The organism is Clostridium sp. (assembly GCF_050717515.1).
GTDB lineage: Bacteria > Bacillota > Clostridia > Clostridiales > Clostridiaceae > Clostridium_AD.
Genome location: NZ_JBOITL010000013.1, coordinates 19,663 through 35,024, shown reverse-complemented (window position 1 = coordinate 35,024; position 15,362 = coordinate 19,663). Strand labels below are relative to the sequence as shown.

Below are 15,362 nucleotides of genomic sequence, written 5' to 3'. Positions count from 1 at the left end.
TGCATATTTAAATAAAAAATTATATTTTATTTGCTTTGAAATAAAAACTGACCTCTTCCAAGATTATTAACACTCACTTTTACATTAACTATAATATCTGCATTGCAAACAATATTATCCCAATCTATTTCGGGGTTTCGTCCAAAAGTAGCTGCAGCATCACGACCAAGTTCTAGGCAATCTACTTTATACTGGTTTTGCATTTTATTTATAAATTCATTACATCTTTTCTCTATTTCTTCCTCTAATTCATGACTGTACTTTTCTATTGTTTTTGGATTTGCCATAAAGTCCTTATACATAGTATTACTTACTATCTTACCTTTAAATTCTAAATCAATATTAAATTTGTATTTACCATTGATTTTTTCACAGTGGACCTTTCTTTTGGATTGTCCATAAGTTGATACCCATTGTAGTGCATCATTTTGAAGAGTCAATGTTCCTTTAACTTTATCTTCTCTTAAAATATTCATATACACGGCTTCTTTCAGTGGTATGTTTGCAACCATCTTGTCTTTTTTGAAAACAGCCATGCCGGTTAAAGTAATTTTATTGTTTAATATTTCAAGGTAGGGAAGAATTAGACCCCTGCCCTCTGAGCCTATCCTTACATACATATCCACAACTTTATAGTTTTCAGACATGAAATTCTGTTGTGGGGAACTTTCTAGCATACCGTCAATATGATCTGATGAAGTGGGGGCATCCTCAACTTTAAATTTTAGCATATCAAGGGCTTTATCTTTACAAACAACAAGCCATGCAGCATCATTCATATCTTGATTAGATAACAATATATCAGCAAGAGGGTTAATACCATAAGTTGCCATAGCTTCACTAAGGATAAATACTTTCTGTAATCCAAGCATGAACTGTTTGCTACTGATAGTTTGCCTACTTGACCTGGTATCAGGAATGTTTTTGCCAACACCTTCTAAGATAACACTTGAAATTTCATCTTTTTTGTTGAAAGTATATGCACTTGCAGAAATTAAATACTCAGTTCCCGTACTAGTTGTAATGATGTCATTGGCTATCCCTGATGAAATATCAGTTTTTTCTATAGGAAGATTAGTTTTTCCAGAATTAAATATGAGATATATAATTATACATGAAATAGATATTATAAGTAAGCTATATCTTTTCATTTATAAGCTTCTCTCCTTTTTTATTAATTAGGTTTTTTTTATCTATTAAAAGAGTTAATAATGCAATTATTGTTACATAAGAAATATTAAATAAGGTTACCCAAGGAATAACCTTTCCTGCAATTTCTCTCTTCATTACTTCATTTCCCATAAACAGTGGGAAAATAAAAATAATTGGTAACAATAAAAAGCAAATTGTTTTTCTTTTCATTTTAGTAATATTATTTAATATTTTAGTTGCGGCATAAAATTCAATAGATACGGTTTTATAAGCTAGGGTAATCCATATTACTATCTCTACATATCTAAAATTATTTACAATAGGTATTTTAAATGATTCAGCCACGAAGGAAAATGGCCATAATTGTTTTACTACTAAATCTGGTCCAGAAAAATAAATAGATGAAAAAACTATCCAAGTGTAAAAAAAGATTACCACAAGAGCACTTATAAAAGCAGATTTTAATATATCTTTTTTTTCTTGTACATATGGATATATTATTAATAGTAGCTCCATATTAGCATAAGCGAAGGCAGAGTGCATACCTCCTTCTAAAATTTTTGGGAGGCCTGCGCCAAAAAAAGGCTTTACATTTAAAATACTTGAGGCCTTAAAGGTTACTGTAGATGCCAGAACTATAAGACATAATAAAAAAAATGTTATTGTAGTAAATCTAGCCAATACCTTTAATCCTTTAATTGAAGCATAACAAGCAACAATAACAAAAATAATAACCATTTTAAAATGTGGAATAAAATATATACTATATGCTCTTAATTCATTGCTTGCATTAGAAATAACCAGTACTGCATATAGTAAAAATTGGAGCATAAATAATAAATTTAAAAAATTTCCTATTATTTTCCCAAAGCATGCCTTGCTTAAATTCATTATATTACTATCAGGATATTTTTTTATTATTATTCCCCCAATTAAAACAATATACAATGGATATATTCCACCTAAAATGGTAGAAATCCACCCATCCTGTTTTGAAATGCTTACTACATCCGCAGGGAGACTAGTTACACCCATACCAATGATACAGCCAACCAAGATAAAAAAAAGCTCGTAAGAGGTTAATAGTCTGTTTTTTTTATTCATTTTCTTTTCTCCTGAATTTATTTCTAAAATTAGTCTGTCTTTTAATATTTCGCTCTGATATTACGGATGGACGAGTATTCATTTTCCATAATGGTGATCTAGTAAAAGTATCTTTTAAATCATCCTTGCTAAAGTCCATATATGGAACACCGAAATTTTCCAAGGAGGATAAATGGAGGATGAGTATTGTATAGCCTGTAGCAACGCCCATTATCCCTATGGTATTTGCTAGAAACAACATTGGAAATCTTAACATCCTTATAGAAATAGACATATCAACTGTTGGAACGGCAAAAGAAGCAATAATTGTTATACCAATTACAAGCAGAGTAGTAGGACTTACCATATTTGATTGTACTGCAGCGTTTCCTATAATAATGCCTCCTACTATACTTAAAGTTTGTGCTATTTTTGAGGGAAGCCTTAATCCTCCTTCTCTTAAAATTTCCATTAGTATTTCCAGTATAAGTATTTCCATAAAGGGTGAAAGTGATATTCCTATTCGTGATTGTACAACCGGAACAACAAATTCAATAGGTATGAGTTCCGCATTATATTTAATTAAGGTTAAATAAATTGAGGGAAGCGTAATTACTAATAAGACTGATACAAATCTAATAAGCCTTATCATATTTGAGGATATTGTTCTTTCGTTATAATCTTCAACGGTGTGGAAAAATTCAATAAATACAGAGGGAATTGTTAATACAAAGGGAGAACCATTTAAAATCACAGCTACTCTACCTTCCATAATATTGGGGGTAACTCTATCTGGCCTCTCTGTGGCGAGGCACATAGGAAAAAGACTGTAGGGATTTTCATCTATGAATTCTTGGAATGCTCCAATACCAGTAACGGAATCTACATCTATTGCATTTATTCTTTCTCTTAGTTCATCTAGAGCTTCAGTATTAACTAAATCTTTAATATAAACTAAGGCTAAATCCGTTTGTGTCCGTCTTCCAATTACAAGTTTTTCAATGGAAAGGTTTGAATCTTTTACGTGCCTTCTAAGCAAACTTATATTAACTTCTAAGTTTTCCACAAAACCATCCCTGGAGCCCCTTAATGAGGTTTCGTTCATTGGGTCGGATACGGTCCTAATTGTTCCACCAGTGGTATCAATTATCACATAATCCTCTGTGTTTTCGATTAGGAGTAAAGTGTTCCCATTTTTAATATTTTTAGAAACTTCCACCGTATTATCTTTAATAAAAGAGCAATCTGCAGTTATGTAAGTACTACACAAAAAACTGAGGGTATCACTATTTAGTTCTATTGGGATACGTAATTCAATCATTAGGGGGTTAAGAATATCCCTATTAATAATATTTTTATCTACTAGGCCATCAATGTATATAATCGCACCCTTTATTGATGGATTTTTACCAATTGATATTCTCTTTACTTTAATGGGCGCCGAAGTTCCTAAGATATTTATAATTTTATTTATTTTAGAGTCAATTGCTTCAATTTTCATATATATCACCTTTATGGTATATTTTAATTAAACATAATAATAATAATAGTTTACCCCTTAAAAAACATTGTATGTAAATATTGCTTTAATGTTTTTTTGATGTTACAATAATTAATGTGAATTTATAAAAATTGAATATTAGCTTTAGGTGCCCTGTAACAAGGGTTAAAAGGGAAAGTGGTTAAAAACCACTGCAGCCCACCGCTACTGTATTAGAGGATGAAATCCAAAAAACCATTGGGAAACTGAGAAGGTTGGAGAGTAAGATGACGCTAAAGCCAGTAAACCTGCCTAAATGCTCAAGATTTTAGTCTTCGGAGGGAGGATGAAAAATGCGTAATTTAACAATAATATTGGGTAATCCAATAGGTGAAAAAAATAATTGCATTATTCCACATCCATGAGGTGTGGTTTTTTATTTGAGTTTTTTTACTTAGGGATTTATCACTAAATTAATAAGGAGATATTATGAAAAACATTGTACTTGTAACAGGTGGTGCAAGGAGCGGGAAAAGTACCTATGCTGAGAAGCTAGCTAAGGAAGAAAAGGGAGGGGTACTTTATATCGCAACTTCAATTCCATTTGATGATGAAATGAAGGATAGGGTAAAAAAACATAAACAAAGAAGACCATCTACTTGGCATACTTTTGAAGGCTATAAGAATTTAAAGCAGGTATTTTATAATGAAGAAATGCACTTTGATACTATTTTATTAGATTGCATAACAATAATGGTTACAAATCTTATGTTTGATAGTGCAGGGGATAACTTTGATGATCTTAATGGTGAGTCTATAGATACCATGGAAAGTGAAATTCTACAAGAAGTAGTTGATTTTCTTTACGAAGCTGAAAAAAGTAAAAAAACAGTGATTATTGTAACTAATGAAATTGGAGCGGGGATTGTACCAGAATACAAAATGGCAAGGGTTTTTCGTGATATTGCAGGCAGAGTAAATCAGTATATAGCATCCAGGGCGAAGGAAGTTCACTTGGTGGTTTGTGGTATTCCAATTAAAATTAAATAATTAATTATAAAATCAAAATTTATGGAGGTATTTTATGTTTAAGAAAAAAAGTATAATAAGTATAGTTTTAGCTATTTTTGTTTGTTTTGCGGTTACTGCATGCGGTAACAAAGGTGAAAGCGACAAGGCAATTAATACTACTAAAAAGGAAACCCAAGGTGTGGTATATCCTTTAAAAGTGGTGGATTCATATAAGCGAACAGTTACCATTGAAAAAGAACCTAAAAGAATTATTACAATTGCGCCAAATATAACAGAGGGAGTATATGCACTTGGTAAGGGTGCAAATCTAGTAGGTAGAAGTGATTACGATGATTATCCAACTGAGAGCCTTAAGGTAGCATCTGTTGGTAGTTTAACAAAACCGAATATAGAGAAAATTGTTGAATTAAAACCTGATGTAGTTATTGCATCAACTCATTTTAGCAAGGATGTTGTTAAAAAATTAGAAGCTCTTAATATAAAAGTTATAGTGCTTTATGGTGAAGAAAATTTTATGGGCGTATATGATACAATGTCAAAACTTGGCCAAGTTGTAAATGCTAGTGGAAAAGCACAATCACTAATAGCAGACATGAAAAAGAAGGTTGCAGATATAACGAGTAAGGTAGCTAATGCTAAGAAGCCAACAGTTTATTATGTAGTAGGTTTCGGTAAGAGCGGTGATTTCACTGCAGGAAAAGATACATTTATAGGCAATATGATAGAAATAGCTGGTGGGAAAAACGCTGCAGATGATGCAGTTGGTTGGAAATACAGTATAGAAAAGCTTGTAGAAAAGAATCCTGATATTTTAATATGTTCTAAGTTCTTTGATACAAAAAAAGGTATAGGAGCAACTAATGGTTATAAAGATTTAAAATCAGTTAAAAATGGAAAATTATTGGAGATTGATGATAATACTATTGTTAGACAGGGACCAAGATCTGCAGAGGGTCTGGAAGCAATGGCTAAACTAATTCATCCTGAACTTTTCAAATAAAAGGGGTTGCAGCATCATGACGTTTATAGAAAATAAGAGTTATTATAAAAGGATTTTTGCAGTAGGTGTGCTTTTACTTATAATTGTAATGATTGCTGCAGCAAATTTTGGAGTGGCAGATATTTCTTTTAAACAAACAGCTTTAATTGTGGCAAGTAAAATTCCAATAGTAAATAATTTTGTATCCACAGAGGGAATTAAGTCTACATCAATAACTATATTATTGAATTTAAGACTCCCTAGAATATTTTTAGCCTGTTTAGTAGGATCAGCACTTTCGGTGGTTGGTACTTCTTTTCAGGGTATTTTTAAGAATCCAATGGCAGACCCATTTGTTCTTGGAGTTTCATCGGGGGCAGCGCTTGGAGCCACTGTAACCATGGTTTTTCTTGAAGAAATTCATTTTTTTGGAATGAGCATGGTAGCATTGACTGCCTTTATAGGGGCTATAATAACTACTTTATTAGTTTATAATATTGCGAGAGTTGGTACAAAAGTTCCAGTAGCAACACTACTCCTCGCTGGCATTGCTATGAATTATTTATTGTCTTCTATTATTTCATTAATGATGACCTTTAACAGTGATAATATTGAAAAAATAGTGATGTGGACTATGGGTAGTTTTTCAACAGCTAGCTGGAATGAAGTGATTTTACTATCTATAATAGTAATTCCCTCAATACTGTTTATATCTATATTTTCAAGAGATCTGAATATTATGCTCCTTGGTGAAGATAGTGCAAGAAGTCTTGGTATAGATGTAAATGGATTTAAAAAATACATATTTGTAATAAGTACACTAATGGTGGCAGCAGTTGTATCGGTAAGTGGAATAATTGGCTTTGTAGGACTTATAGTACCTCATGCTATTAGAATGATTTTCGGTTCTGATAATAGGGTTGTTATACCATTTTCTGCACTTGGAGGGGCTATATTTTTAATGATTTGTGATACTCTTGCAAGAGTGGTAGTGCCTCCATCTGAAATACCAGTTGGAATTATAACCTCAATTTTTGGAGTTCCATTTTTTATATATTTATTATATAGAACAAAGAAGAAGGCGGTATAAATTGATAGAGATAAATAACGTATGCTTTTCCTTTGAAAAGGAAGTATTAAAGAATGTTAATGTAAATATAGAAAGAGGAAAATTTTATACCATCCTAGGACCAAATGGATCAGGTAAAACTACTCTTTTAAGGATACTATCAAAATCTCTCCCTATGGAAAAAGGTGAGATTTTTATTGATGAGGTGGATCTAAGTCAAATAAAACCAAAGGTGCTAGCAAAGGAAATGGCTGTGGTACCACAAAGTACAGAAATTGAATTTGATTTTTCAGTACAAGATATAGTTCTTATGGGAAGGACCCCTCATATTTCTAGATTCTGCTCAGAAAGTGAAAAAGATATGGAAATAGCTATGAACGCTATGAAAATGACAAATACTTGGGAGCTTAGGAATAAAAGCATAAATGCACTAAGTGGTGGAGAAAAACAACGAGTGGTGGTGGCAAGAGCAATTGCCCAAGAAACAGGAATAATTCTTCTAGATGAACCTATTTCTCACCTAGATATTCACCATCAAATTGAAATAATGAACCAACTAAAACAGCTGAATAAAAACAAAAATATAACTATTATTGCAGTACTTCATGATTTGAACATAGCATCTACTTATGGTGATCATATGATACTAATGCATGATTGTAAAATTTATAAAGATGGAACTCCAGAGGAGGTATTAACAGAAGATATAATTAAAAAAGTTTATGGATTAGATGTCTATATAACCAAAAATCCTAAAACGGGAAAAACTTTTATTATGCCTTTTTAGTACAAAAACAGTATGTAAAATTTATATCAATAGTAAAAAGCATCTGCTTAACGGATGCTTTTTGCTATTAATATACAAAATCTTAACAGTGAATATTACTTATAGAATTGAGTGCTTTATTTTTGCAAATTATATCATTTATTTGATAAAGGTTTAGATAAGCTATTCATTAACAAACTTGGAGTAATTCATGACATTAAACAAAAAGAATATTATGAGCATCATTTTTTTAGATTGACTTACTAGTAATAATATGCTAGATTTATATAAACACACAATTAAATTGTATAAAATTTAAATTTGGCGTGAGATTATAATTATTAAGGGGGACATATATGAATAGAGATGTTTTGCTTAAAATTGTAAAAAAATTACAAAGTGAAGAAATTACTGAAAGAGAAATATACATAAGAATTGCTAAGGATATGAAAAATGATAGCAATCGGGATACTCTTTTAAAAATAGCAGATGAAGAGTTACTACATTATGAAATATGGAAAAAGTATACAGGGGAAGACGTAAAGCCATCAAAAGCAAAGATTTTTTATTATACAATGATATCTAAAGTTTTCGGATATACTTTTACCATTAAGCAAATGGAAAATAGAGCAAATAATATAAAAATAGATCAATCAATCCGTGAAGAGCTATCAAAATATGTGCCAGAGATAGATACAATTAAAGAGCAAGAATTAGTTCATGAAAGAGAATTAATTGCATTGCTTGATGAAGAACGCCTTCGTTATGTAGGTTCTATGGTATTAGGACTTAATGATGCTTTAGTAGAATTCACTGGAAGTTTGGCAGGTTATACATTTGCTATGCAAAGCAATAAACTAATTTTACTAGTAGGATTAATTACAGGTATTTCGGCCACTTTGTCAATGTCTGCTTCTGAATTTCTTTCAGCACGTGCTGATGGGAATGAAAATGCTTTGAAATCTGCAACGTATACAGGTTTTGCATATCTAATTACAGTAGTATTATTAATATCACCATATTTACTCCTACCAGATAATATGTACGGACAAGCACTAGCAATTATGTTAGTTTTGGTAGTAATTATAATAGCAGGATTTAACTACTATATATCTGTGGCTAAAGATTTGTCATTTAAAAAAAGATTTACAGAAATGGCAACAATAAGCTTAAGTGTTGCTGGAATTTCCTTTGTAATAGGAATTTTAGTGAAGAAATTTTTAGGAATAGACCTATAAAATATAACAAAAATGAAGTGGATTATGTAAAAATATAAAGCAATATGGAAATTATTGTTGTAAAACGAATACAAATAAAGTAATATAAGTTATGAGAGTAAATTCCAATTAACTTAACTGGGGGAGATTAATAAATGTTTGAGATGAAAGAAAAATATAAAACAGGTATTCTACTTATTGATAATGAGCATGAAAAGCTTTTTGAAATAGGTGAAAGAGCCTATCAATTACTAAAAACTCCATATGATATGGATAAATATGATAAAATAGTGGAAGTAATTGAAGAACTAAAAGCTTATACAATTTATCATTTTAATGATGAAGAAAACTATATGGAGAGTATAAATTATAAAAGATTATTCACTCAAAAAATAGACCATGCAGGATTTATTAAAAAAATAGATGAAGTAAATTTAAGTAAAATTGATGAAAATCAAGATGAGGCTATAATGACAATATTAACTTATTTAAATGATTGGTTGGTTAATCATATATTAGAGAAAGATTTACTTATACCAGGAAGATAAATTTTTTTAATAGGTATTTACAATGTTATACTAAATTTTAAAAAGAGAATCAATAATTGATTCTCTTTTTTGTACATGTATATACCATAATTCTAAATTTAAATATTTTGTAAAATATATTTAAAATAAAAAAATATATAAGAAAAATTAGTATATCAGATTTATATATAAATTGATAAAAAATAATAAATCTTATATAATAACACTAAGAGGATGTTCGCTTATAAAAATTAGGAGGCTATAATGTTTGATATTGAATCATGTGTGTGTTTTATAAATAACAAGACATCTAAAAAAATGGCAGATATGTTTAATGAAAGATTAATTCCGCTTGGTGTAACCAGAGTTCAGTGGATGGCTATGTATTATCTTTTAAAATACGGAGATATGAGTCAAAAGGACTTAGGAGAAAAAATGGATATTAAAGAGTCTACAGTAGCTAGGCTTTTAGATCGAATGGGAGTGGAGGATTTAATTGTAAGAACTCAGGTTAAGGAAGATAAAAGAATTAAATATATTAAACTTACTCAAAAGGGGAGAGAGAGAATAGAAGAGCTTTTAGAAGAAGGGCAAAAAATGAGTGAGTTTTTTTCAAAGGGAATTACAGAAGAAGAAACTGAAGTATTTAAAAGGGTGCTCCAAAAATTCATGAAAAATATTAGTTAAATTTTTATCAAATCTATTGTAATTACCTTAAATACTTGCTATACTAATTATTAGCACAACAAGTATTTAAGGAGGTAATATTATGGCTAAAAATGTTAGAGAAATGTTAAACGATTTCATGGGAGGTCTAGAAACAGTAGGACAAACTAATGGGGAACATGTAGGGGCGTTTATGAACTTACTTGGTACTACATATAAACCAGGTGCATTAGATACAAAGACTAAGGAATTGATCAGTATTGGTATTGGAGCCTACAGCCGTTGTGAATACTGCATAGTATTCCATGTTTATAAAGCATTTGAGGCAGGAGCAACAGCAGAAGAAATAATGGAAGCAGCTATGGTTTCGGTTGCCTTTGGTGGTGGGCCTTCAATGGCTTATAGTGTAACTTTACTTAAGGATTCTATTGAAGAATTCAAAAACGATTTTAATAAATAACATAAACAAAGCAGCTATGATGCAGGATTAAAAAGGCAGGTTAGCTGCTTTATTTATTATAGATAAAAGGAGTGAAAAAATGAGTATAGAGGTTAGGTTAGATAAATCTATAAATAAAAGTAATGAAACAAAAATAACTAAAATTTTAAAAAAAGTAGGAGACTTTGTTAAGGTAAACGATGGGATATTCGAAGTGGAAAGCGGAAAGGGTGTTAGCTCTGTTACTTCGAAAGTAAATGGAATTATTGAGAGTATTAATGTAGAAGAAGGAGATTCAGTTAATGTAGATAAGGTGTTAGCGCAGATAAATGAAGAACAAGCCACCAAAAATGGAAACACTAACCCTCAAACTTTTAACTACTTTCAAAATTTAATTAAGCCAGCAAAACTCGGAATGGAAAGTGACATTACAATAATTGGTAGTGGGCCAGGAGGATATGTAGCTGCTATTCAAGCTGCTAAATTAGGAGCAAAGGTTGTATTGATAGAAAAAGAAAAGCTGGGGGGAACTTGTTTGAACTGGGGATGCATCCCTACTAAAACACTAGTTAGATCTGCACAGGTTTTCGATACCCTTAAAAAGGCTGAAGAATTTGGATGCTATGCTGAAAATATTGGCATTAGAATGAAAAAAGTTATTGATAGAAAAAATAAAGTTGTTGCAGAACTGGTTCAAGGCATTCAGTATTTAATGGATAAAAACAATATAAAGGTTATAAATGGAACTGCTGAAATTGTTGATAAGGAAACTATACTAGCTAAAAGTACTACACAAGAAATTACTATTAAAACAAAAAATATTATTATTGCTACGGGTTCAAAATCATCAATAGTACCTATTGTGGGTATTGAAAATAAAAATGTAATTGACAGCAATGATGCATTGTCGCTTATGGAAGTTCCAAAGAAGCTGGTAATTGTAGGTGGCGGGGTCATTGGTATGGAGTTTGCCTATATTTATGCTAGCTTTGGTGCGGAGGTTTCAGTGGTGGAATTTATGGATCAATGCCTTATAAGCTGCGATGATGATATATGTGAGGAAAATAAAAAAAGTGCAGCAAAAAAAGGAATTAATCTCTATACTACTGCAAAGGTAGAAGAAATTTGTGAAGCTGAGAATAATGAATGCATAGTTCATTTTATACAAGAGGGTAAAGATAAATATATATCAGCAAATAAAGTGCTTTTATCTGTAGGAAGAACTCCATATATAGACGGACTGGGATTAGAAAAGGCAGGGATAGAATTAAACAATAATAAAAAAGGAATTAAGGTTAATTCAAAAATGCAAACTAATGTTTCAAATATATATGCTATTGGAGATGTAACAAATATTATACTACTTGCTCATGTGGCCTCTCACCAAGGAGTTGTAGCTGCAAAAAATATAATGGGTAAGCCTTGCAATATGGATTATACAGCAGTTCCTAGCGCAATTTTCACAGAACCTGAAATTGCCATGGTGGGTATAGGTGAAAAAGCAGCAAAGCTTCAGGGAATAGAAGTAGAAGTAAGCAAATTCTCATTTTCAGCTAACGGAAAAGCACTATCCTATGGAGAAAGCGATGGGTTTATTAAAATTATAAGGGATAAAAATACACAGAGATTAATTGGTGCAAGTATTGTTGGGCTACATGCTACAGATTTAATTGCAGAGCTTACTCTAGCCATTAAAAACAACTTAAGTGCAGAAGCAATAACTGAAACTATACATGCTCATCCTACTACAGCGGAGGTAATTCACGAAGCTGCTCTGTCTTTAGAAGGTGGGGCTATCCATTTTGCATAATAGTGCAATTAACTAGCGTAATAATATCCTTAACTTTTGACAATTGGTACAATCTCCTTGCTTGTATTTAGGCCTTTAGAGATGGATTTACAATCCATTTCTTCAAAGTGTATGGGTACATTTTGAATATATCATAGACATATGTTATACTTTGCCTTATAAATAATATTTAGGGAGGTTTTATTATGGAGAGATATGAACTTAATAAAAATTTGGCTCAAATGTTAAAAGGCGGAGTAATTATGGACGTGGTGAATGTGGAGCAAGCTATAATTGCAGAAAAAGCTGGGGCTTGCGCTGTAATGGCACTAGAACGAGTTCCTTCAGATATTAGAAAGCAAGGTGGCGTGGCTAGAATGTCTGACCCTAAAATGATTAAAGAAATAAAGGCAGCGGTAACTATTCCAGTAATGGCTAAAGGCAGGATAGGCCATTTTGTTGAAGCACAAATTCTGCAGGAAATAGGAGTAGATTTTATAGATGAAAGTGAAGTTTTGACTCCAGCAGATGAACAATATCATATAAATAAGAGTGATTTTAAGGTTCCTTATGTTTGTGGAGCGAGAAATTTAGGCGAGGCACTAAGGAGAATTTCTGAAGGTGCTGCAATGATAAGAACAAAAGGTGAAGCTGGCACAGGAAATGTAGTAGAAGCTGTTAGGCACATGAGATGTATTATGGATGATATTAGAAAAGTAAAAAATGCTCCAAAAGAAGAGTTAATGACTCTAGCTAAAGACATGGGAGCACCAATTCATTTAATTCAATATGTATGGGAAAATGGTAAACTTCCTGTAGTAAATTTTGCAGCAGGTGGAATAGCAACGCCAGCGGATGCAGCACTCATGATGCAACTTGGGGCAGAAGGAGTTTTTGTAGGTTCAGGAATTTTTAAAGCAGAGAATCCTGAAGCGGTAGCAAAAGCTATAGTACTGGCAACTACTTATTACAATGATCCTAAGGTTATAGCAGAAGTTTCAGAAAATTTAGGACAAGCAATGGATGGACTAGAATTAAGTGAAATTAAAGAGAGATATTCGGAAAGAGGCTGGTAAGATTGAAAATTGGAGTTTTAGCACTTCAAGGTGGTGTAATAGAGCATATAAACCACATAAACCAGCTTGGACATGAAGGCGTAGAGGTTAAGAAACTTGAAGATCTTAAAGATCTACGAGGAATCATTTTGCCTGGTGGCGAGAGTACAACCATTGGAAAACTTTTAAGGGAAAGAAATATGTTTATATTTTTAAGAGAAAAAATCATTTCAGGATTTCCAGTGTGGGGAACTTGTGCGGGAATGATACTACTTGCTAAACATATTGAGGAAACTTCCAGTGGTCATCTTAAGGTTATGGATATAAAGGTAAAAAGAAATGCTTACGGTAGCCAACTTGCTAGTTTTAAGAAAAATGTTATAATCAATGAGATTTCAAGTGAGCCAATACCATTAATTTTTATTAGAGCGCCATTAATTACAGAAGTTTTTGAGGATGTTAAAATAATATGTACTGTTGATGATAAAATTGTAGCAGCGAAACAAAATAATATGTTTGCTACAGCTTTCCACCCAGAACTTACTGATAACTTAGAAGTTCATAGATATTTCGTAAATATGTGCAAATAAAACTTAATAGAAGTCCATAAAAACATAAGTTAATCTGTAGGTTCTACTATATTATTAACTAAATTGTTTAAAAAAACTATCACCCTAAGAGTAAAGTCTCAGGGTGATAGTTTTTTTTATAAGGCATTATAAGTAAAATAAGTGGTTGACTTGCAGCATGAAAGATGATATTATCTTATTAGTTTAGCAAGGTAACGTGATGCAGTGATGAATCAAAACGAGAGGAGCAAGATTTTGAATAATTGGAAAAGAAATATACCTGAAGGTTCAAGAGATATACTTTTTGAGGATTGCAATAATAAAATTAAGATTATAAATGTACTTAGAAAATTATATATAAATTCTGGATTCTTAGAAGTGATATCCCCTACATTAGAATTTTATGACGTTTTTCAGGGAGATAATATATCCATTGAACAGGAAAAAATGTATAAGCTTTTTGATAATCTAGGAAGGATATTGGTGTTAAGACCAGATATGACAATGCCAATAGCAAGAATTGTTGCAACAAAGCTTAAAGATTCATTATATCCACTGAGAATATGCTATAGCGGAAATATATTTAGAATGAATGAAAATTGGGATGGAAAGGTCAGTGAAACCACTCAATCTGGAATCGAAATAATAGGAAGTGAAAGCCCAAATGCAGACGCAGAAGTAATTATGACCGCCATTCAGGCACTTCTTTCTATAGGGGTAAGAAAATTTGAACTTGAAATAGGACAAGCTGAGTTTTTCAAAGGTCTTATTGAGGACATAGAGATTGATTACAATGAGATTGAAAGATTAAGAGGGTTTGTTGAAAATAAAAACTTCGGAGCACTGCGAGAGTTTATAGAAGAAAAAGAAGCGGTACTTGGTAGAAAAAATGTAGAGGCTTTAAAAAAATTGCCGGAGCTATTTGGAGGTATTGAAATACTTGCTAAGGCTAGAATGCTAACTCAAAATAAAAGGGCACAAAATGCATTAGATACTATAGAAAAAATATATGAACGATTAGAAAATGTAGGCCTGGGTAAATATATTTCTATAGACTTAGGAATGTTACAGCATATTGATTATTATACTGGAATAACTTTTAGAGGATACAGTAGTGAAGTGGGAACTACAATTATAAGTGGAGGTAGATATGACAATTTAACCTCTAAGTTTGGAGAAGCTAAGCCAGCAGTTGGATTTGCAATAGATGTGGACAATATTTTAGCAGTTCTTAAAAAACAAGGAAATAATAATGAAAAAGGTAGAATAAAATTTCTTATTCATTATGAAAATTCACTAATAGGAAATGCATGGAGTTTGGCAGCACAAATCAGAGAAAAAGGCTTTGCTTGTGAACTCAGCTTATTTGAAGAAAAAGAAAAAACTTTAAGTTATGGTGAACAAAAAAAACTAGATAAAATGATTTGCATATTTGAAGATGAAAAATCTGAATATTATAAATATGAAATAACAGATATTAAAAGTAAAAAGAGTTGGAATGTATGTATGCAGGAACTTATTGATAGTTTGGAGGAGTAA

15 protein-coding genes and 1 riboswitch are annotated in these 15,362 nt (G+C 31.6%); of the genes, 12 read left to right on the top strand and 3 right to left on the bottom strand.

Translation table 11 applies throughout. From position 1 onward, the window contains the following. Positions 1 to 26: 26 nt before the first annotated feature. Genes ACREV6_RS03460 through ACREV6_RS03450 form a run of 3 tightly spaced genes read right to left on the bottom strand, consistent with a single transcriptional unit; the run spans position 27 to position 3,736 of the window. Positions 27 to 1,151: a Ger(x)C family spore germination protein gene (locus ACREV6_RS03460; protein ID WP_431576624.1), complete on the bottom strand. Its 1,125-nt coding sequence runs from the start codon at positions 1,149 to 1,151 to the stop codon at positions 27 to 29. Then, complete coding sequence (locus ACREV6_RS03455; RefSeq protein ID WP_431576623.1) at positions 1,138 to 2,256, bottom strand: GerAB/ArcD/ProY family transporter; 1,119 nt, start codon at positions 2,254 to 2,256, stop codon at positions 1,138 to 1,140. The genes ACREV6_RS03460 and ACREV6_RS03455 overlap by 14 nt, the downstream gene beginning before the upstream one ends. Next, the gene (locus ACREV6_RS03450; RefSeq protein WP_431576622.1) at positions 2,249 to 3,736 is read right to left on the bottom strand and encodes a spore germination protein; all 1,488 of its coding nucleotides are present in this window, start codon (positions 3,734 to 3,736) and stop codon (positions 2,249 to 2,251) included. The genes ACREV6_RS03455 and ACREV6_RS03450 overlap by 8 nt, the downstream gene beginning before the upstream one ends. A gap of 130 nt (positions 3,737 to 3,866) precedes the next feature. Further along, positions 3,867 to 4,045, top strand: a riboswitch (cobalamin riboswitch). Between the two features lie 159 nt (positions 4,046 to 4,204). Between ACREV6_RS03450 and cobU the strand changes: the two genes are divergently transcribed. From cobU to ACREV6_RS03390, 12 genes are all read left to right on the top strand, one after another. After that, the gene (cobU, locus tag ACREV6_RS03445; protein ID WP_431576621.1) at positions 4,205 to 4,765 is read left to right on the top strand and encodes a bifunctional adenosylcobinamide kinase/adenosylcobinamide-phosphate guanylyltransferase; all 561 of its coding nucleotides are present in this window, start codon (positions 4,205 to 4,207) and stop codon (positions 4,763 to 4,765) included. Between the two features lie 34 nt (positions 4,766 to 4,799). Then, positions 4,800 to 5,747, top strand: coding sequence for an ABC transporter substrate-binding protein (locus ACREV6_RS03440; protein WP_431576620.1), 948 nt, complete (start codon positions 4,800 to 4,802; stop codon positions 5,745 to 5,747). Positions 5,748 to 5,763: 16 nt separating this feature from the next. Further along, positions 5,764 to 6,816, top strand: coding sequence for a FecCD family ABC transporter permease (locus ACREV6_RS03435; RefSeq protein ID WP_431576619.1), 1,053 nt, complete (start codon positions 5,764 to 5,766; stop codon positions 6,814 to 6,816). A 1-nt stretch (position 6,817) separates the two neighbouring features. Then, positions 6,818 to 7,582: a heme ABC transporter ATP-binding protein gene (locus ACREV6_RS03430; RefSeq protein ID WP_431576618.1), complete on the top strand. Its 765-nt coding sequence runs from the start codon at positions 6,818 to 6,820 to the stop codon at positions 7,580 to 7,582. A 335-nt stretch (positions 7,583 to 7,917) separates the two neighbouring features. After that, the gene (locus ACREV6_RS03425; RefSeq protein ID WP_431576617.1) at positions 7,918 to 8,799 is read left to right on the top strand and encodes a VIT1/CCC1 transporter family protein; all 882 of its coding nucleotides are present in this window, start codon (positions 7,918 to 7,920) and stop codon (positions 8,797 to 8,799) included. 134 nt (positions 8,800 to 8,933) lie between these two features. Further along, on the top strand, positions 8,934 to 9,326 hold the full coding sequence (locus ACREV6_RS03420; RefSeq protein ID WP_431576616.1) for a bacteriohemerythrin: 393 nt from the start codon (positions 8,934 to 8,936) through the stop codon (positions 9,324 to 9,326). A gap of 243 nt (positions 9,327 to 9,569) precedes the next feature. Beyond that, positions 9,570 to 9,992, top strand: a complete 423-nt coding sequence (locus tag ACREV6_RS03415; RefSeq protein ID WP_431576615.1) for a MarR family winged helix-turn-helix transcriptional regulator — start codon at positions 9,570 to 9,572, stop codon at positions 9,990 to 9,992. An 82-nt stretch (positions 9,993 to 10,074) separates the two neighbouring features. After that, the gene (locus tag ACREV6_RS03410; RefSeq protein ID WP_431576614.1) at positions 10,075 to 10,431 is read left to right on the top strand and encodes a carboxymuconolactone decarboxylase family protein; all 357 of its coding nucleotides are present in this window, start codon (positions 10,075 to 10,077) and stop codon (positions 10,429 to 10,431) included. A 79-nt stretch (positions 10,432 to 10,510) separates the two neighbouring features. After that, positions 10,511 to 12,220 carry a dihydrolipoyl dehydrogenase gene (lpdA, locus tag ACREV6_RS03405; protein WP_431576613.1) on the top strand — a complete coding sequence of 570 codons (1,710 nt, stop codon included), beginning with the start codon at positions 10,511 to 10,513 and terminating at the stop codon, positions 12,218 to 12,220. A 185-nt stretch (positions 12,221 to 12,405) separates the two neighbouring features. Continuing rightward, entirely contained in the window at positions 12,406 to 13,275 is an 870-nt protein-coding gene (gene pdxS, locus ACREV6_RS03400) for a pyridoxal 5'-phosphate synthase lyase subunit PdxS (RefSeq protein WP_226179134.1), read from the top strand. A 2-nt stretch (positions 13,276 to 13,277) separates the two neighbouring features. Further along, positions 13,278 to 13,844 (top strand): pyridoxal 5'-phosphate synthase glutaminase subunit PdxT, encoded by a 567-nt coding sequence (pdxT, locus tag ACREV6_RS03395; RefSeq protein ID WP_431576612.1) that lies wholly within the window; start codon positions 13,278 to 13,280, stop codon positions 13,842 to 13,844. A gap of 234 nt (positions 13,845 to 14,078) precedes the next feature. Continuing rightward, a complete protein-coding gene (locus tag ACREV6_RS03390) occupies positions 14,079 to 15,362 on the top strand; it encodes an ATP phosphoribosyltransferase regulatory subunit (RefSeq protein ID WP_431576611.1) in 1,284 nt (427 codons plus the stop codon).